The sequence below is a fragment of the Thermus thalpophilus genome, assembly GCF_022760915.1.
Lineage (GTDB): Bacteria > Deinococcota > Deinococci > Deinococcales > Thermaceae > Thermus > Thermus thalpophilus.
In genome coordinates this window covers 1-17,761 of record NZ_JAKTNS010000021.1, presented here as the reverse complement: position 1 = coordinate 17,761, position 17,761 = coordinate 1, and the positions used below count along the sequence as shown (strand labels likewise).

Below are 17,761 nucleotides of genomic sequence, written 5' to 3'. Positions count from 1 at the left end.
GCCCTAAGTTTAGCCGAAACGGCCGGTAACGTAGGCTTCCGTGCGAGGATCCCGCGGTTTGGTGAAGATGGCTTCCGTGGGACCGAATTCCACCATTTCCCCGTTGAGAAAGAAGGCGGTGTAGTTGGAAACGCGGGCTGCCTGCTGCATGTTATGGGTTACGATGACGATGGTCACCTGCTCCTTCAATGAGAGAAGGAGGTCCTCTATAGCCTGGGTGGAGATGGGATCCAGGCTGGCGGTGGGTTCGTCCATGAGGAGCACCTCAGGCTCCACCGCCAAGGCGCGGGCAATGGTGAGGCGTTGTTGCTGCCCACCGGATAGGCCGCTGGCCGGAGCCCGGAGGCGGTCTTTCACCTCATCCCACAAAGCGGCTCCCCGGAGCGCCCGTTCCACAGCCTCGTCCAGACGGCGCTTGTCCCTTATACCTACCAGCTTCAGTCCCGCTGCCACGTTATCGTAGATGGACATGGTGGGAAAGGCCGTGGGCTTTTGGAAAACCATCCCCACCCGCCGGCGTATCAGTACCGGGTCCACCCCGGGAGCGTAGATGTTTTTCCCATCCAAAAGCACCTCTCCTTCCACCCGGGCGATGGGGGTTAGGTCATGCATCCGGTTCAGGGCGCGCAAAAAAGTGGTCTTGCCGCATCCTGAGGGCCCGATGAGGGCTGTGATCTGGTGCCGGTAAATGGGGAGGTTTACCCCATTTCCAACCCCTACGCCCACGCGGTTCCCGTAGCGGACCACTAGGCTCCTGGATTCCATGTGCACGCTTACGGCTTCCTTTTCCTTGATGTCCTGGAACATTTAGATCCTCCTCGAGGCCCACCGTGCCAGCAGGCTGGTCAGGGTAATCAGCCCAAAGAGCACTAGCCCTGCCGCCCAGGCCTGGCGGTGCCAGTCATCATAGGGGCTTATGGCAAAGGCAAATAGTCGCAAGGGAAGGGTATCCATGGGCTTAAGGAGGTTGAGCTCCAAAAGAGGGCTACCGAAAGCGGTAAAGAGGAGCGGAGCTGCCTCTCCTGCCGCCCGGGCGAAGGCCAAGAGCACCCCGGTGATGAGTCCAGCCCGGGCGGTGGGCAGGACAAGGGAAAGGATCACGCGCCAGCGGGGAAGGCCTAAGGCCAGCCCTGCTTCCCGGATCTCCTTGGGTACTAGGCTAAGCACCCCCTCGGTACTTCTGGCCAGGATGGGGATCATGAGGAAGCCCAGGGCGAAACTGCCGGATAGGCCGGAGAACCCCCCCATGGGCTTGACGAGAAGGACAAAGGCCAGAAGACCAAAAAGAATGGCCGGCATCCCGTTTAGGGTATCGGAGAGGAGCCTCAGGAAGGGATTTACCGGGTGATCGGGGTACTCCGCCAAAAGAATTCCCGCTGCCAGGCCAAAGGGTAAGGCGATGAGGAGCCCTAGCCCGTCCACGATCAGGGTTCCCACAATAGCCTGCCTTAAGCCACCGCCGGTTTCCCCCGGCGGATGCATGTCCTTAAGGAAAAAATCCAGGTTGAGGGCACCTGCCCCTTGGGCCAAGGCGTAGGCTATGACCAGGAAGAGGACCAGGAAAGCTAGGCCGGTGCCTAGGCCCACCAAAATCATCATGAAGCGTTCTTTGCGGTAGCGGGCTCTAAGGGCCAGTTCCTTTTCCGGTCTTCGTACTTGACCAGCAGGAAGCATCACATCACCCCTTTGACCAGGCGTTCTTGGCGTCTCAGGAGGTAGGCGGCGATGAAGTTAACCGCCATGGAAACCCAAAAAAGCAGGAAGCCTACGGCTATAAGGGCGGAGAGGTGGAGGTCCTCAACGGCTTCGGTGAACTCGTTGGCGATGACGCTGGGCATGGTGGCTGCTCCACCGAAGAGGGTGTAGGGAAGCTTGTGGGAGTTGCCGATAACCATGGTCACCGCCATGGTTTCACCTATGGCTCGGGCTAAGGCGAGAAAGGCGCCGGCGATAATGCCTCCACGGGCCAGGGGCAGGATGGCCATGCGCATGACTTCCCAGCGGGTGGCACCCAAGGCGTAGGCTGCTTCCCTGTGCTCCCGAGGTACCAGGGCGATGGCGTCCCGGGCTAAGGCCGCGGTGAAAGGGATGATCATGGAGGCCAGGATCAGGATCGCGGTCATAAGCCCATAGCCCGTGGGATTTCCCAGGAGGGGGAGAAGCCAAGGGGCTTTCTCCGCGGCCCACAGGTAGAGGGGAAGCTGCACCTGGTCCCGGATCCAAGGGGCCAGGACGAAGATGCCCCAAAGCCCATACACCACGCTGGGCACCGCTGCCATGAGGTCCAGCAGGAAGTTGATGATCTGGGCTAGCCACCTAGGGGCGTACTCGGCGGCAAAGATGGCGGTGGCCAAGGCGGGAAAGAAGGAAAGGAGAAGGGCAGAGAGGCTTACAAGGACCGTTCCCAAAATATAGGGCCACGCACCAAAGGACTTTTGGATTACCGGGTCCCATTGGCTGCCAAGGGCAAACCCCCAAAGGCCAAAGCGGCTTAGGGCCAAGCTTCCCCCTTGGTAAAGCTCAAAGGCCATGAGAACGGCCAGAACGGCCACTCCCAAGGCCAAAAGGAGCAGGGTCCCGGCAAAGGCGCGGTCGCCGAAATGGGTGTAAAGCCGCTTCATGGACAACCCCTTTTCAAGATAAGGGGTGGCCCGCAGAAAGGCCACCCCTTTCCCCATTGGAAGCCTAGCGCCCTACGATCTCCTTCCCGATGGGCTTACCCCCGTAGGTCGCCCGGGAAAGGAGGGATAGGGCCCGTTGCTGGGGCACCGAAGCCAAGGCCCCGTAGGTGAGGGGCTCGTTGTACTTTTGCCCCTCAGTGAGGACCCACTTCACGAACTCCACCAGGGCACGGGCCTCAGCTTCGTTCTTCACCGCCTTGTTAGCGGAGAGGTCTTCGTAAAGCAGCATGTAGGTGAAGCTGGCGATGGGATAGCCGTCAGGAGCCTGGGTGTCGGTGATGGAGACCCGCATGTCCCCAGGGAGGGGCACGTTGGCGGCAGCCTTGATGGAGGCCAGGTCTGCCAGGATGAAGCGCCCTGACTTATTCTGGACAGCCCCGTAGCTTAGGTTGTTCTGCTTAGCGTAAGTGACTTCCACGTAACCGATGGCGCCAGGGGTCTGCTTCACCGCTCCAGCTACCCCCTCATTGCCCTTGCCTCCTATGCCCACCGGCCACTGGACGCTGGTGCCCCTCCCCACCTTGCTGGCCCATTCGGAGGAAACCTTGGAAAGGTAGTCCACCCAGACGTAGGTGGTGCCCGACCCGTCGGAGCGGTGCACCACGGTGATGGGCAGGGGGGGAAGCTTCACCTGGGGGTTCAACGCCTGCAGGGCAGGGTCATTCCAGGTCTTGATCTTGCCCAGGAAGATGTCCGCGAGCACCGGGCCGGAGAAACGAAGGGTTTCCCGTACCCCGGGCAGGTTATAGGCTGGCACCACGGCTCCCAGGGCATAGCCGATGTTAAGGGCGTTGGTTTTAAAACGGGTCCGCACGTCCTTCATTATCTCGTCGGAAAGGGGAGCATCGCTGGCGCCAAAGTGCACCGTTTGCTCCAGAAACTGGCGGATACCGCCACCGGAACCGATGGACTGGTAGTTGATGCGCACCTTCCCCTCCGTGAGGCGGGTGTACTCATCCCCGTATTTAGCCAATATGGGATAAGCGAAGGTGGACCCTGCTCCCACCAGGGTTACGGTGCCTTGGGCCACTGCCGAGCCTACCAAAGCCAAGATTCCTAGGACCGCTAGCTTTCGCATCTCAAACCTCCCAGCCCTACTATGGGGGTTGTTTGTCAGGAAAAGGTCAGGTGCCCCATCGTCCGTTCGGCCTCGAGATAACCTTCCGGTTGAGCGAGGCCCGCCAGGTTGTAAAGCCCCCTCCGGATCACCGCACCCCCAAGAAGCCTCTCCCCCCGGTAGAAGGCGGCGCTTTGCCCCGGGGTCACGGCGAAGACCGGACTGGCGAAGCGGAGGCGCAAGGGGTTTAGGGACTCCACCCGGGCCTTCACCGGGAGGGTGCGGTAGCGCACCTGCACCTCCACCTCCTCGGGGAGCTCGGTGAGGAGGTTAGCCCCTTCTCCCTCTAGGCCCTGCCATAGGGCGGCCTCCTTGGGTCCCACGTAGACCACGTTGGCCACGGGGTCTAGCCCCACCACGTACCGCTCCAGGTGGGGCTTGTAAAGCCCAAGGCCCTTGCGCTGGCCGATGGTGTAGAGGCTTGCTCCTTGGTGCTCCCCCACCACCTCCCCGGTAAGGGCGTCCACCAGGGGTCCAGGGCGGGGCTTAAGCCTTTCCTTAAGGAAGGACCTTAGGTCCCCGGCTACGAAGCAGAGGTTTTGGCTTTCCGGCTTCCTGGCGGTGGGGAGCCCGGCCTTTTCCGCCAGGGCCCGCACCTCGGCCTTGGTCATCCCCCCCACGGGAAAGAGGAGGTGGGGAAGGGCCTCCTTGGAGGTGCCCCAGAGGAAGTAGCTTTGGTCCTTCCGGGGGTCCACGCCCCTCAGGAGGGCCTCCCCTTCCCGGCGCACATAGTGGCCGGTGGCCACGTAATCCAAGCCCAGGCGCTTCGCCTGCTTGAGGAGGGCCCCGAACTTCACAAAGGTGTTGCAGCGGGTGCAGGGGTTGGGGGTGCGGCCCCGGGCGTAATCCTGGAGGAAAGGCTTTATGATGGCCTCCTCAAAGGTCTCCCGGTAATCCAGCAGGTAGAAGGGGATGCCCAAGGTTTCCGCCACCCTTCGGGCCTCGTAGGCGGCCTCGGGGGTGCAGCAGCTTTCCCAGGCCCGCCCTGCCGGGAGTTCCAGGGAAGGCTTGGGCGGCTCCTCGGGCCAGAAGCGCATCATGGCCCCCACCACCTCGTACCCCGCCTCCTTCAGGAGGTAGGCGGAAACCGAGGAGTCCACCCCTCCCGACATGGCCACCAGGACCGTCTTCCTCATGCCACCACTCGCTCGCCCAAGGCGGCTTCCGTGCTCCTTATGGCCACCTCCACCATCTCCGGGGTGGGCTCGGCCACGGTGAGGGCCTGGAAGCGGAATCCCAGTTCCCGTAGGAGGCGGGAAAGGGGATCCTCATGGCGGGCGGAGAAGTAGAGGAGCTCAAAGGCCAAGGCCGCCACCACCGGCAGGAAGAGGACCCGGGCCAGTAGCCGCCACCAGAGCACCTCGGGGGCAGGGATCAGGCTGTAGACCAGGATGGAGACCACGATCACGAAAGCGATGAAGGTGGTGCCGCACCGGGGGTGGAAGCGGGGCTGGGCCATGACGTTCTCCACGGTCAGGGGAAGCCCCTTCTCAAAGGCGTGGATGGCCTTGTGTTCCGCTCCGTGGTACATGAAAAACCGCCGGATCTCGGGCATGCGCCCGATGAAAAGGAGGTAGCCCACCAGGATGCCCACCTTGATGAGGCCCGCCAGGAGGTTGTAGAGGAGGGGAAAGCGGGCGGGATCCAGAAGGAGCCCGGCCAAAAACCCCGGTAGGACGATGAAGAGGGCCACCCCAAGGAGGAGGCTCACCGCCACCGTGCCCCACAGGGCCCCTTTGGGCACCTCCTCCTCGCCCCCTACGAGTTCAGCGCTCCGGGCCAGGGCCCGGTAGCTCACGGAAAGGGCGTCCAAGAGGGCCACCACCCCGCGGAGGAGGGGGAGGCGGGCTAAAGGGTAGCGCTCGGTGAGGGCAGGCTCCTCGTGGCGCTCCACGTGGATTTGGCCGTTCGGGAGCCGGACCGCCAGGGCCCAGGCCCAGGGGGCCTTCATCATCACGCCCTCGAGGGCCGCAGCCCCCCCCAGGGCCGCCGGTTTGGCCAAGAGCAAGAAGCGCATCCTTCCCATTCTGCCACGGGCGGCGTGGTATAACCCTAGGCGTGATCACCCTAAGCGCTAGCCAGGCAAGCTTTCTGGAAGCGGAAGCACCCTTGAAGGTGGCCTTCGTGCACAAAGGAGCCCTTTTGCCCCAAGGGGAGGCCCTGGACGCCCGTTTGGGCGGGCTTCTGCGCCGGTCCTGGAAGGGGGCGGGGCTTAAGGAGGCGGGGGACCATCTCCTCCTCGCCACGCCGGAAGGGCATGTCCTCCTCTTCGCCCTGGGGGAGGACCTGAGGGCGGCTGGGGGCCGGCTTGCCCAGGTCCTCGGGCGGCTATCCTTCCCCCGGGTACTTGTGGAGGAGGTGGCGGAAACCTATCCCTTGGCGGAAGGGCTCTATTTGGGAGCCTACCGCTACACCCGCCACAAGACGGAGAAGGAGGAAAAGCCCTTGGCCTTGGAGCTTTGCGGCGCCGAGCCCGAGGCGTTGGCGCGGGCGAGAAAGGTGGCGGAAGGGGTTTACTTCGCCCGCGACCTGGTGAACGAGCCCCCAAACCTCCTCACCCCCGAGGCCCTGGCGGAGGCGGCCCTCTCCCTAAGGGCGCTTGGGGTGGAGGTGGAGGTCCTGGACGAAAAGGCCATCCGGGAGCTGGGCATGGGGGCTTTCCTGGCGGTGGCGCAAGGCTCGGAAAACCCGCCCCGCTTTATTTGCCTCCGCTACCGCCCGGAAGGGGCCAAGGGGAGGCTGGACCTGGTGGGCAAGGGCCTCACCTTTGACTCCGGGGGCTACTCCCTAAAGCCCACGGAGAGCATGGTCACCATGAAGTCGGACATGGCGGGGGCGGCGGCGGTGCTCGGGGCCTTTAAGGCGGCGGCCCTCCTCGGCCTTCCCTTAGAGCTGTGGGGCTATGTGGCCGCCTGCGAGAACCTGATCTCGGGCCGGGCCTACCGGGTGGGGGATGTGCTCAAGACCCTTTCCGGCAAGACCGTGGAGGTGATGAACACCGACGCCGAAGGGCGCCTCACCCTGGCGGACGCCCTGGCCTATGCGGAGCGGCAAGGGGCCGAGCGCATCCTGGAGCTTTCCACCCTCACGGGGGCGGCGGTGGTGGCCTTGGGGGAGGAGGTGGCGGCCCTTTTCGCCACGGAAGCGGACTTTGGGGAAAAGGTGCGGAAGGCGGCGGAGGAGGCTGGGGAGAAGGTCTGGCCCATGCCCTTGGAAAAGGCCTACCGGGAGAAGCTTAAAAGCCCCGTGGCCGACCTGAAGAACGTGGGGGACCGAAACGGCGGGGCCATCACCGCGGCCCTTTTTCTGGCGGAGTTCGTGAAGGTGCCCCTGGTCCACCTGGACATCGCCGGGCCCGCTTTTGCCAAGAAGGCCCACGCCCTGGGGCCGGAAGGGGGGACGGGCTTCGGGGTGCGGACCGTCCTGCGCCTGGCGGAAACCTTGGCCCAAGGGTAAACGGGGCCCGGGGAATCCCCCGGGCCCTTAAGCCGCCTCCCTTAGCCCTGGCAGTTTGGGCACTTGCCCCGGAACTCCAGGCGGAAGCCTTCCAGGGCCCAGCCCGTGCGCTCGGCGGCCGCTTTGAGGGCGGGCTCGAGGTCCAGCTCGGGCAGGTTCTTCAGCAGGAGGTCCTCCACCTTGCCGCAGGAGGTGCAGACCAGGTGCAGGTGGGGCTCGTTGTACCCGTCGTACCGGGTGTAGCCCTTGGGATCCTTGAACTCGTAGATGAGGCCGTGCTCCCGCAGGACGTGCAGGTTCAGGTAAACGGTGGAAAGGCCGATATCGTAGCCCCGCTTCTTCAGGCCCTGGTAGAGCTCCTCCGGGGTGGGGTGGACGTTCTTCCGGTCCAGGAAGCTTAGGATACGCTCCCGGGGCAAGGTGTGCCGCAACCCCACCGCTTTTAGCCGCGCCCGATAGTTTTCCCTTTCCTTGGTCCTTGGCATGGCTCCTCCTTCCTTTCAATTCCAGTATACATAGGGTGTGTGCAAATGCAACACTTGAGCGATGTTAAACAAGTATAATCCACAACTTCCGCCCCAAAGGCGCTTCTTCTGGAGGAACTTTTGCCAAGCTTCTCCTTCTTATTTTGAGAGGGTTCTGGCTAAACCGCAAGCGCCCAGCCGGGGTATAATGGGGCCACCTTGGAGCGGCCCGTCTACCGCATCCTGCACCTGGTCTTCGCCCTGGGGGTGGCCCATGCCCTTTTCCTTTTGGGCCAGGAGGGGGTGCGGGCCTACCGCTTGGCGGGGGAAAGGGCTAGGCTAGAGGAGGCCATCGCCCGGGCCGAGGCCCGGGTGGCCGAGCTTAGGACCCAGGTGGCGGCGGCCCAGGACCCCGCCCACCTCGAGGCCCTAGCCCGCAGGCTCGGCCTGGTGCGCCCGGAGGAGACGCTAAGGAGGCGATGAGGGAAGACCCAGCCCACCTGCTTTTGGAGGACGAGGCCCTGACCGACGGCCTCACCGACGAGGAGGCGGAAACCCTCCTCTCTTGGCTTTTGGAGTTGGCCCACGAGGCGAGCCCCGCCCAGCTCGCCCACCTGAGGCGGCTGGGCCACGAGATCACCCGCCTTTCCCGGGACTACGGCGTACCCGTGGAGGAGCTCATCGGCCTGGTGGAGCTGAGCTGGGGGGAAGGCGAACCCCCCGGCCTCCAGGCCTAAAGGACCAGGGCTTTTAGGAGTTCCCGCACCTCCTCCAAGCGGGGCGGGGGTGGGTTTTTGCGGTAGATGAGGGAAACCTGGAGGGACGCCTCCTCGGCCAAGGGTTTGAGCACCGTCCCGGGGTGGGGAAAGATGCGGTAAGGGGCCAGGGTGAGGTAGACCCCTACCCCGGCGGCCACCAGGCTCACCGCCTGGGGAAAACGGGCCACCTCCCGGGCCACCTTGGGGGTAAACCCTGCCCGGCGGAACACCGCCATAAAGGCCTCGTGCAGGGGGGGAAGGGCCTCTTTGGGAAGGAGCAAGAAGGGTTCCTCCTTCAAGGCGGCCAGGGGTACCCGCTCCTTGGCGGCCAGGGGATGGCTTTCCGGGAGGAGGACCACGATGGGGACCTTCAAGAGGGGCTCCTCCCCGATGGCCGGGTCCTCCACCCGGAGCCCGGCCAGGCCGTAGTCCAGCCGCCCCTCCTTCAGGGCCTTCACCTGCTCGGGGGTGTGCATCTCCAGGACCTCCACCGCCTGGCCCAGCCCCCGGCGTAGGTGGTCTAGAAGGGGCATGAGGTCGGGGAGGAGGTTTTCCGGTACCCCGAAGCGGAGGGCCTGCCAGCCCGCCCGGCGCACCTTTTCCTTGAGCGCCTCCACCTCGAGGAGGAGGCGGCCTCCTTCCTCCTTGAGCACCTCCCCCGCCGGGGTGAGGCGGAAGGGTTTCCTTTCCAGGAGCCGCACCCCCAGTTCCCGTTCCAGGGCCTGGATCTGCTGGGAGAGGGCGGGCTGGGAGAGGTAGGCCCGCTCCGCCGCCTTGTGGAAATTCCCCTCTTCCGCCAACAAGAGGAAGAGCCTTAGGCGGCGCAGGTTCATGATAAGAAAAGTTTATCACCTTGCCCTGAACCTTTCTATTGGACATCCGGTTCCCTTTGCCCCAGACTGGGGAATGAGTCGGTGTAGTGTAGTTGGCCGCCAAAGGGGGGAAGCATGACGGAGCGCGCGCTAAAGGAAGCCTGGATGGCCCTATCCCCGGAGGAGCGGGCCCGCTTCCTGGAGGTGGAGAACCGGGAGTGGGTGGAGTCCTTGGAGTACGTCCTCCAGGTGGAGGGGTTTGAGCGGGTGGAGGAGCTTTTGCGCCTTTTGGACGAGTACCTTTACCTACAGGGGTACTTCCCGCAAAACCGCCTTTCCACCCCCTACCTGAACACCATCCCCAAGGAGAAGGAGCCCCCTTACCCGGGGGATATGGAACTGGAACGGCGCATCGCCAACATCCTCCGCTGGAATGCCGCCATGATGGTTGTGCGGGCCAACCAGAAGGCGGACGGCATCGGGGGGCACATCTCCACCTACGCCTCCATCGCCGAGCTTTTTGAGGTGGGCTTCAACCACTTCTTCCGGGGTCCGGAGGCGGGGTTGGACCGGGACCTGGTCTTCTTCCAGGGGCACGCTTCCCCCGGGATTTACGCCCGGGCCTTTCTGGAGGGGAGGCTTAGCGAGGCGGAGCTGGAGAACTTCCGGCGGGAGGTCCACCCCCCGGTGCCCGGGGGACGGGGGCTTTCCAGCTACCCCCATCCCTGGCTCATGCCGGATTTCTGGGAGTTCCCCACGGTTTCCATGGGCCTGGGACCCATCCAGGCCATCTACCAGGCCCGCTTCATGCGCTACCTCGAGGACCGCGGCCTCAAGCCCAAAAGCTCCGCCAAGGTCTGGGCCTTCCTGGGGGATGGGGAGCACGACGAGCCCGAGACCGTGGGGGCCTTGCACCTCGCCGCCCGGGAGAACCTGGACAACCTGATCTTCGTGGTGAACTGCAACCTCCAGCGCCTGGACGGGCCCGTGCGGGGCAACTCCAAGATCATCCAGGAGCTGGAAAGGCTTTACCGGGGGGCGGGCTGGCGGGTGATCAAGATCGTCTGGGGCTCCGCCTGGGATGCCCTCATCGCCAAGGACAAGGAGGGCCACCTCCTCCGCCGCTTTGAGGCCTTGGTGGACGGGGAGAGCCAGCGCTACGCCGCCTTTGGCGGCAAGGAGCTGAGGGAGCGCTTCTTCAACACCCCCGAGCTCAAGAGGCTCATTGAGGGGATGACGGACGAGGAGCTCACCGAGCTCACCCGTAGCCGTGGGGGCCACGACCTCAGGAAGATCTACGCCGCCTACAAGATGGCGGTGGAGCACAAGGGAAGCCCCGTGGTCATCCTGGCCCGCACCATCAAGGGCTACGGCATGGGGCCCACGGCCATGGCCAAGAACGTGGCCCACCAGGTGAAGAAGCTCACGGAGGAGGACCTTAAGGAGGCCAGGGCTTTCCTGGGCATCCCCATACCGGAGGAGAAGCTCAAGGACCTCCCCTACTACCACCCCGGGGAGGACTCCCCCGAGGTGCGCTACCTGAAGGAGAGGCGGATGGCCTTAGGCGGCTTCCTCCCCGAAAGGCGGGTGCGCTTTCAGGGGGGCCTCGAGGTGCCGGGGGAGGACTTCTTCCTTGAGTTCTACGAGGGCTCTGGGGGACGGGAGATCTCCACCACCATGGCCTTCGTGCGCATCCTGGCCAAGCTCCTCCGCCACCCCACCCTCGGCAAGCTCATCGTGCCCATCGTCCCCGACGAGGCCCGCACCTTTGGCATGGAGGCTCTAATCGCCCAGGTGGGCGTCTACTCCCCTCAGGGGCAGCTCTACATCCCCGTGGACGCCGGTACCCTCACCGCCTACAAGGAGAGCAAGGAGGGCCAGATCCTGGAGGAGGGGATCACCGAGGCTGGGGCCATGGCCGACTTCATCGCCGCCGGCACCGCCTACGCCCACTGGGGCATCCCCACCATCCCCTTCCTCATCACCTACTCCATGTTCGGCCTGCAACGGATTGGGGACCTGGTCTGGGCCGCTGCCGACCAGCGCACGCGGGGCTTCCTCCTCGGGGCCACCGCCGGGCGCACCACGCTTCTTGGGGAGGGGCTGCAACACCAGGACGGCCAAAGCCATATCTACGCCCTGGCCGCTCCCAACCTCCTGGCCTACGACCCCGCCTTCGCCTACGAGTTCGCCGTGATCCTGGAGGACGGGCTTACGCGCATGTACGGGAAAGGGGAGGACGTCTTCTACTACATCACCATAGAGAACGAGAACTACGTCCACCCCCCCATGCCCGAGCCCCGGGAGGAGGTGAAGGAAGGCATCCTCAAAGGGCTTTACCTCTTCCGCAAAGGGGAGGGGAAGGGCCCCAGGGTGCAGCTATGGGGCACGGGGCCCATCCTCCCCGAGGCCATCAAAGCCCAAGACCTTCTGGCCCAGTACGGCGTGGTGGCGGACGTTTGGAGCGCCACCAGCTACAAGGCCCTTTACTACGACGCCATGGAGGCGGAACGGGAAAGGAGGCTCCTCGGCAAGGCGCGAACCCCCCACGTGCGGGCGGTGTTGGAGGGGCACGAGGGCCCGGTGGTGGCGGCCACGGACTACCTCAAGGCCCTGCCCAACCTGGTGCGGGACCACGTGGGCCGCCCCTTCTGCGCCTTGGGCACCGACGGTTTCGGCCGCTCGGACACCCGGGAGGCCCTCCGGGACTTCTTTGAGGTGGACGCAAGGCATATCGCCTACGCCGCCCTTGCCCTCCTCCAGGAGGAGGGCAAGGTGGGGGCCGAGGTCTTGGAAAAGGCGCGGGCGGAGCTAGGCCTTAAGCTAGAGGAAGTGCCGCCCCACAGGCGCTAGGAGGCGAGGCATGGAACTTAGGCTTCCCCAGTTGGGCGATAACGTGAGCGCGGCCACGGTGGTGGGGGTCCTGGTCAAGGAAGGGGACCAGGTGGCCCCCGGCCAGCCGGTCTTGGAGCTGGAGACCGATAAGGCGGTGATGGAGGTGCCTGCGGAGGCGGGCGGGGTGGTGAAGCGGGTTTTGGTCAAGGTGGGGGACGAGGTGCGCCCGGGCCAGCCCTTCTTGGAGCTTGCCGGGGAAGGCGAGGCCCAAGCCGGGGCGGAGCCGCCCGCTAAGGAACCCGAGGGGGCACCCTCCGCTTCCCCCAAGCCCCAAGCCCCGGAGGCCCCTTCCCCGGGGGTGCCCAGGCTGCAGGAGGCCTTCCCTTCGGAGGAGCGCCGTCTCATCCCCGCTGCTCCTTCCATAAGGCGGCTTGCCCGGGAGCTAGGGGTGGACCTCGCGGGGGTGCGGGGCACGGGCCTCGCCGGGCGCATCACGGAGGAGGACGTGCGCCGGGCGGCGGGGCTTGTGGAGGCGCCCGCGGAGGTGCTCCCCACCCCACCTACCCCCAAGCTGCCCGATTTCGCCAAGTGGGGCCCGGTGCGCACCGAGCCCATGAGCGGGGTGCGCAAGGCCACCCTAAGGGCCATGGCCCAGGCCTGGGCCCAGGTGCCCATGGTCACCCACTTTGACGAGGCGGACATCACCGAGTTGGAGGCTTTGCGCAAGCGCTACGCCAAGAAGGCGGAGGAAAGGGGTTTCCGCCTCACCCTCACCGCCTTCCTCCTCAAGGCCTTGGCCCTCACCTTGAAGGCCTTCCCCAAGTTCAACGCCTCCATAGATGCGGAAAAGGCCGAGGTCATCTACAAGGACTACGTGCACATCGGCGTGGCCGTGGACACCTCCCACGGCCTCCTGGTCCCGGTAATCCGGGACGTGGACCAGAAGGGGGTTTTGCGCCTGGCCCGGGAGCTTCAGGAGGTTTCCGAAAGGGCGAGGGAGCGCAAGCTCGCCCCCGAGGAGATGCAAGGGGGTACCTTTAGCCTCTCCAACCTGGGCGGGATCGGCGGGGTGGGTTTCACCCCCATCGTCAACTGGCCCGAGGTGGCCATCCTAGGGGTTTCCCGCTCCCAGATGAAGCCCGTTTGGGATGCGGAGAAGGAGGCCTTCGTGCCGCGGCTCTATATGCCCTTTAGCCTTACCTACGACCACCGCCTCATTGACGGGGCGGAGGCCGCCCGCTTCTGCCGCCACCTGGCCGGGCTATTGGAGGACCCCTTGGGCCTCGCCCTGGAATAAGGGCCCTCGTGTACTATGGGAAAGTATGCGCGTCATCGTGGTGGGAACCCGGGGCAGCGCCCTCGCCCTGGCCCAGACCCGGTGGGTGGTGGAGCGCCTCAAGGAGAGCTGGCCCGAGGCGGAGTTTAAGGTCAAGACGGTGAAGACCCGGGGGGACCAGGGGGCGGACCCTAGGGAGCAGGCCATCTTCGTCAAGGAGCTTCAGGAGGCCCTGCTCTCCCGGGAGATTGACATCGCCGTGCACTCCCTCAAGGACCTGCCCACGGAGGAGCCCCCAGGACTCAAGATCGCCGCCATTCCCCGGCGGCAGGACCCCCGGGACGTCTTCCTGGGCAGGGCCTACAAGCGCCTGGAGGACCTGCCCCAAGGGGCGGTGGTGGGCACGAGCTCCGTGCGCCGCAAGGCGCAACTTCTCGCCCACCGGCCGGATTTGTTGGTGAGGGAGCTGAGGGGGAACGTGGACACCCGCTTGGCCGCCCTAGGCAACGGGGAGTACGACGGCATCGTCCTGGCGGCGGCGGGGCTTTTGCGGCTGGACCTCAGGAACCGCATTGACCAGTTCCTGGAGCCCGAGGTGATGCTCCCTGCCCCGGGCCAGGGGGCCTTGGCCCTGGAGGTGCGGCAGGGGGATGACCTGGCGGAGGAGCTCTGCTACGCCCTCCACCACCACCCCTCCCACGACCGGGTGCGGGCGGAAAGGGCTTTCCTCAAAGGTCTTGGGGCGGGTTGCCTGGCCCCCGTGGGGGCCTTGGCCCAAGTGGCGGAGGACGGCACCTTGGTCCTGGAGGGGGGGCTTTTCTCCCCTGACGGCAAGAGCTTCATCCGGGCGGAGATTGAGGGGGACGCCTCGGAGGCGGAGGAGCTGGGACTGGAGCTCGCCCAAGACGTCCTGGAACAGGGGGGGCGGGAGATCCTCGCCCAAACCCGAGCGGTTTAGTGGGGTTTGGGGTATAGTGGGGCTGATGGCGCTGAAGCGTCTGACCCGCCAGCGCAAGGCCATCCTGGAGGTGGTGCAAAAGGCCCACCACCACCCGGACGCCGCCTGGATCTACCAGGAGGTGCGCAAGGTGGTGCCCAAGGTGAGCCTGGGCACGGTGTACCGCACCCTCGAGGCCCTGGTGGCGGAGGGGTATCTGGTGCCCATCACCAAGGCGGGGGAGGCCACCCGGTACGACGCCAACCTCCACCCCCACCTGCACCTCATCTGCGAGGCCTGTGGGGCCATCGTGGACCTGGAGGTGGCGCTTCCCGATTTGGTGACCTTGGCCCAGGAGGCCCACCCCGGGGTGGAGGTGCGGGCGGCCGAGGTGGCCTTTAGGGGGCTCTGCCCCACTTGCAAGGCGGCCCCCAGGGGCTAGATGGACCCCTTGGCCTGGCTCTACGCCCGCCAGGGGGTGGTGACCCTGGGCCTGGAGCGCATCCGGGCCCTCCTGGCCCGCTTGGGCAACCCCCAGGAGGCCTACCCCGTGGCCCTGGTGGGGGGGACGAACGGGAAGGGCACCGCCGCCCGGGCCCTCGCCGCCATCCTGGAGGAGGCGGGCTTTAGGGTGGGGCTTTACACGAGCCCCCACCTGGTGGCCTTCCGGGAGCGCATCGCCCTCACGGGGGAGCCCATTCCCGAGGCCCGCCTCCTCTCCCTCCTGGAGGAGGTCCGCCCCCACGCCGAGGCGGTGGGGGCGAGCTTCTTTGAGGCCACCACCGCTTTGGCCCTCCTCTACTTCGCCCAGGAGGGGGTGGGGTTTTCGGTCCTCGAGGTGGGCCTGGGGGGAAGGTTGGACGCCACCAACGCCGCCGAGCCCACCCTTGCCCTCGTCACCAACATCGGCCACGACCACCTGGAGGTCCTGGGGCCCACCCTGAGGGACGTGGCCCGGGAGAAGGCAGGGATTTTCCGCCAAGGGGTCCCCGCCCTCACCGCCGCCCGGGGGGAAGGCTTGGAGGAGCTCAAGGCCCAGGCCCGGGCCCTCGGCACCCCCCTTTGGGTCCTGGGGGAGGACTTCCACGTGGGGGAGGTGGCCCCCACCCCTATGGGCCTCGCCTTCACCCTGGCCCTTAGAGGGGAGGGGCGGCGCTTCCAAGCTCCCCTCCTCGGCCCCTACCAGGCGGAAAACCTGGCCCTGGCGGCGGTGGGGGGAAGGCTTTTGGGAGCGGGGTGGGACGCTGTGGAAAGGGGCCTGGCCCGTACGGAGAACCCGGGCAGGCTGGAAAGGCTGAGCCTAGGGGGGAAGGAGGTCCTCCTGGACGGGGCCCACAACCCGGAAGGCGCCCTGGCCCTGCGGGAGGCCCTCCGCTTCCACGGCCTCCTGCCCGCCGCCTTCGTCCTTGCCTTCACCAAGGGCAAGGCCCACGCCCCCATGGCGGAGGCCCTCCGCGGCCTTGGCCCCGTGGTCCTCACCCGTTACGCCTCCCCCCGCGCGGAGGATCCTAGGGCCCTTCTTCCCCTCTTCCCCGGGGCGGCGGTGGAGGAGGACCCCCTAAGGGCCTTGGAGCGGGCTTGGGCTTGGGAAAGCAGGGTGGTGGTGGCGGGAAGCCTCTACCTGGTGGGGGAGGTGAAGCGGCGCCTCAGCGGTTTGCTCCCCGAGGAGCGCCTTCAGTAGCGAGGGCCCGGATGCCCTCCGCGGCCCGGAGGAGCTCCGGCAAGGGGCGCACCAAGGCGATGCGGATAAAGCCCTTCCCCCCAGGGCCGAAGCCCCGTCCCGGGGCCACGGCCACGCCCCGCTCCACCAGGCGGAGGGCGAAGTCCAAATCGTCCAGCCCCTCGGGAAGCCTTCCCCAGAGGTACATGGTGGCCCGGGGGGGTAGGAGCTCCAGGGCCCCCTCCAGGGCCTTTGCCATCCCCAAGGCCCTCTCCCGGTACACCTGGGCGAAGCCTTGGGTCACCTCCTTAGGGGTCTTGAGGGCCTCCACCCCCATGCGCAGGATGCCGGCGTACTGGTTGAAGTCTATCACCCCCTTCACCCGCTCCAGCCTTGTCAAGGCCTCCTCGCTTCCCAGGGCGAAGCCCAGGCGGAAGCCCGCCAGGTTGTAGCTCTTGGATAGGGAGAAGAGCTCCACCACCCGCTCCTTGGCCCCGGGGAGGGCCAGCGGGGAAGGTGCCTCCCCCTCGTAGACCTGGTCCACGTAGGGGTTGTCGTGGATGAGCCAAAGGCCCTCCTTTTGCGCCAGGGCCAGGGCCTCCTCAAAGTAGGCCCAGCCCGCCACCGCCCCCGTGGGGTTGTTGGGATAGTTGAGGAGGAGGACCTTGGCCTTTTGCCAGACTTCCTCCGGCACCTTGGCGAGATCGGCCAGGCCGTCTTGGCGCAGGGGGATGAGGAAGGTCTTTAGGGAGGCCACCTGGGCCGCGCCGAAGTAGCTGGGGTAGGCCACCTCGGGGAGGAGGAGGAGGTCGCCCGGCTCCGTGAGGGCGAGGAGGAGGTGGGCGAGGCCCTCTTGGCTTCCGATGAGGGCGAGGGCCTCCCGCCTGGGGTCTAGGTGGATCCCGTAGCGCCCTCGGTACCAGGCGCTGGCGGCCTCCAAAAAGGGCAGGGTGCAGCTTTTCAGGCAGTAGCCGTAGGTGCTGGGGTCCAAGAGGGCCTCCTGGAGGGCCTTTAGGGGGGCCTCGGGGGGTGGGAGGTCCGTGGAGCCGATGGAGAGGTCTATGAGCTTCAAGCCCCTCTCCCGGGCCTTTCGCTTGGCCTCGTCCACCACCAGGAAAATGGAAGGCTCCGGGACCCTACTCATGGTGCCCCTCCTTCCAGGCCTTGCCCGTGACGAGGCTTAGGGCGTGGGGAAGGACGGGGAGGACGGCCTCCAAGGACTCCCTCGCCCCCCTTGGGCTTCCCGGGAGGTTGAGGATGAGGGTCTTCCCCCTAACTCCCGCCACCCCCCGGGAAAGGGCGGCCATGGGGGTCTTCTCCAGGCCCCTTAGGCGCATGAGCTCGGGTAGGCCCGGCACCTCCCGCTCCAGGACCTCCCGGGTGGCCTCAGGGGTCCGGTCCCGGGGGGAAAGGCCCGTGCCCCCGTTGGTGAGGATAAGGTCCACGCCTTCCCGGTCCGCCCAAAGCCGGAGGACCTTCTTGATCATGGGGGGCTCGTCGGGCACCACCTCGTAGGCTACCACCTCGTAGGGCCCGCCCTTTAGGGCTTCCCTAAGGGCTAGGTGGGTAGTGTCCTCCCGCTCGCCCCGGAAGCCCTTGTCGGAAACCGTGAGGATGCCCACGCGGAACATTTGCCTCAAGGTACCACACGAAAAAGGCGGCTATGACGCAAACCTAACGCACCTTCCCTTACTCTGATGGGTTTGTGTAAGAGGCTGTCGTAAAAGTCCTCCACGGCCAGCTACGCGGCCCTAGCCAGCCGCTT

General features: G+C 65.9%; 18 protein-coding genes. 8 read left to right on the top strand and 10 right to left on the bottom strand.

Annotated elements, in window-relative coordinates; translation table 11 throughout:
- Positions 1-9 precede the first annotated feature (9 nt).
- The 6 genes from pstB to L0D17_RS08230 form a co-directional block, all read right to left on the bottom strand.
- Positions 10-807 carry a phosphate ABC transporter ATP-binding protein PstB gene (gene pstB, locus L0D17_RS08255; RefSeq protein ID WP_243094759.1) on the bottom strand — a complete coding sequence of 266 codons (798 nt, stop codon included), beginning with the start codon at positions 805-807 and terminating at the stop codon, positions 10-12.
- On the bottom strand, positions 808-1,674 hold the full coding sequence (gene pstA / locus L0D17_RS08250; RefSeq protein WP_243094758.1) for a phosphate ABC transporter permease PstA: 867 nt from the start codon (positions 1,672-1,674) through the stop codon (positions 808-810).
- Positions 1,674-2,621: a phosphate ABC transporter permease subunit PstC gene (gene pstC / locus L0D17_RS08245; protein WP_243028767.1), complete on the bottom strand. Its 948-nt coding sequence runs from the start codon at positions 2,619-2,621 to the stop codon at positions 1,674-1,676. The genes pstA and pstC overlap by 1 nt, the downstream gene beginning before the upstream one ends.
- 64 nt (positions 2,622-2,685) lie before the next feature.
- Positions 2,686-3,759: a phosphate ABC transporter substrate-binding protein PstS gene (pstS, locus tag L0D17_RS08240; RefSeq protein WP_243094757.1), complete on the bottom strand. Its 1,074-nt coding sequence runs from the start codon at positions 3,757-3,759 to the stop codon at positions 2,686-2,688.
- A 35-nt stretch (positions 3,760-3,794) separates the two neighbouring features.
- A complete protein-coding gene (mnmA, locus tag L0D17_RS08235) occupies positions 3,795-4,934 on the bottom strand; it encodes a tRNA 2-thiouridine(34) synthase MnmA (RefSeq protein WP_243094756.1) in 1,140 nt (379 codons plus the stop codon).
- Positions 4,931-5,815, bottom strand: a complete 885-nt coding sequence (locus L0D17_RS08230) for a DUF1385 domain-containing protein (RefSeq protein ID WP_243094755.1) — start codon at positions 5,813-5,815, stop codon at positions 4,931-4,933. Before L0D17_RS08230 ends, mnmA begins: the two co-directional genes overlap by 4 nt.
- Positions 5,816-5,856: 41 nt before the next feature.
- Here L0D17_RS08230 and L0D17_RS08225 point away from each other — a divergent pair, with 41 nt between their 5' ends.
- The gene (locus tag L0D17_RS08225) at positions 5,857-7,254 is read left to right on the top strand and encodes a leucyl aminopeptidase (RefSeq protein ID WP_071677047.1); all 1,398 of its coding nucleotides are present in this window, start codon (positions 5,857-5,859) and stop codon (positions 7,252-7,254) included.
- Between the two features lie 41 nt (positions 7,255-7,295).
- Here the strand turns inward: L0D17_RS08225 and L0D17_RS08220 are convergent, their stop codons facing one another.
- Positions 7,296-7,739, bottom strand: a complete 444-nt coding sequence (locus L0D17_RS08220) for a Fur family transcriptional regulator (RefSeq protein WP_071677048.1) — start codon at positions 7,737-7,739, stop codon at positions 7,296-7,298.
- A 198-nt stretch (positions 7,740-7,937) separates the two neighbouring features.
- Here L0D17_RS08220 and L0D17_RS08215 point away from each other — a divergent pair, with 198 nt between their 5' ends.
- Both L0D17_RS08215 and L0D17_RS08210 read left to right on the top strand, forming a co-directional pair.
- A complete protein-coding gene (locus tag L0D17_RS08215) occupies positions 7,938-8,201 on the top strand; it encodes a septum formation initiator family protein (RefSeq protein ID WP_071677049.1) in 264 nt (87 codons plus the stop codon).
- Positions 8,198-8,455 (top strand): hypothetical protein, encoded by a 258-nt coding sequence (locus tag L0D17_RS08210; protein WP_039454969.1) that lies wholly within the window; start codon positions 8,198-8,200, stop codon positions 8,453-8,455. Before L0D17_RS08215 ends, L0D17_RS08210 begins: the two co-directional genes overlap by 4 nt.
- Here the strand turns inward: L0D17_RS08210 and L0D17_RS08205 are convergent.
- The gene (locus L0D17_RS08205) at positions 8,452-9,309 is read right to left on the bottom strand and encodes a LysR family transcriptional regulator (protein WP_243094754.1); all 858 of its coding nucleotides are present in this window, start codon (positions 9,307-9,309) and stop codon (positions 8,452-8,454) included. The genes L0D17_RS08210 and L0D17_RS08205 overlap by 4 nt on opposite strands.
- A gap of 114 nt (positions 9,310-9,423) precedes the next feature.
- On the opposite strand from L0D17_RS08205, the gene aceE reads away from it, so the two are divergent.
- Genes aceE through L0D17_RS08180 form a run of 5 tightly spaced genes read left to right on the top strand, consistent with a single transcriptional unit; the run spans position 9,424 to position 16,017 of the window.
- Complete coding sequence (gene aceE / locus L0D17_RS08200; RefSeq protein WP_423247951.1) at positions 9,424-12,141, top strand: pyruvate dehydrogenase (acetyl-transferring), homodimeric type; 2,718 nt, start codon at positions 9,424-9,426, stop codon at positions 12,139-12,141.
- Positions 12,142-12,151: 10 nt separating this feature from the next.
- On the top strand, positions 12,152-13,420 hold the full coding sequence (locus L0D17_RS08195) for a 2-oxo acid dehydrogenase subunit E2 (RefSeq protein ID WP_243094753.1): 1,269 nt from the start codon (positions 12,152-12,154) through the stop codon (positions 13,418-13,420).
- 25 nt (positions 13,421-13,445) lie between these two features.
- On the top strand, positions 13,446-14,357 hold the full coding sequence (gene hemC / locus L0D17_RS08190; RefSeq protein ID WP_071677054.1) for a hydroxymethylbilane synthase: 912 nt from the start codon (positions 13,446-13,448) through the stop codon (positions 14,355-14,357).
- Between the two features lie 25 nt (positions 14,358-14,382).
- Entirely contained in the window at positions 14,383-14,778 is a 396-nt protein-coding gene (gene perR / locus L0D17_RS08185) for a manganese-dependent transcriptional regulator PerR (protein WP_071677055.1), read from the top strand.
- Complete coding sequence (locus tag L0D17_RS08180; protein ID WP_243094752.1) at positions 14,779-16,017, top strand: bifunctional folylpolyglutamate synthase/dihydrofolate synthase; 1,239 nt, start codon at positions 14,779-14,781, stop codon at positions 16,015-16,017.
- Here the strand turns inward: L0D17_RS08180 and L0D17_RS08175 are convergent.
- Together L0D17_RS08175 and L0D17_RS08170 are read right to left on the bottom strand one after the other, a co-directional pair.
- On the bottom strand, positions 15,983-17,140 hold the full coding sequence (locus L0D17_RS08175; protein WP_243094751.1) for an aminotransferase class I/II-fold pyridoxal phosphate-dependent enzyme: 1,158 nt from the start codon (positions 17,138-17,140) through the stop codon (positions 15,983-15,985). The two genes, L0D17_RS08180 and L0D17_RS08175, sit on opposite strands and share 35 nt — an antisense overlap.
- Positions 17,133-17,627, bottom strand: coding sequence for a MogA/MoaB family molybdenum cofactor biosynthesis protein (locus L0D17_RS08170; RefSeq protein ID WP_243094750.1), 495 nt, complete (start codon positions 17,625-17,627; stop codon positions 17,133-17,135). Before L0D17_RS08170 ends, L0D17_RS08175 begins: the two co-directional genes overlap by 8 nt.
- Positions 17,628-17,761 lie beyond the last annotated feature (134 nt).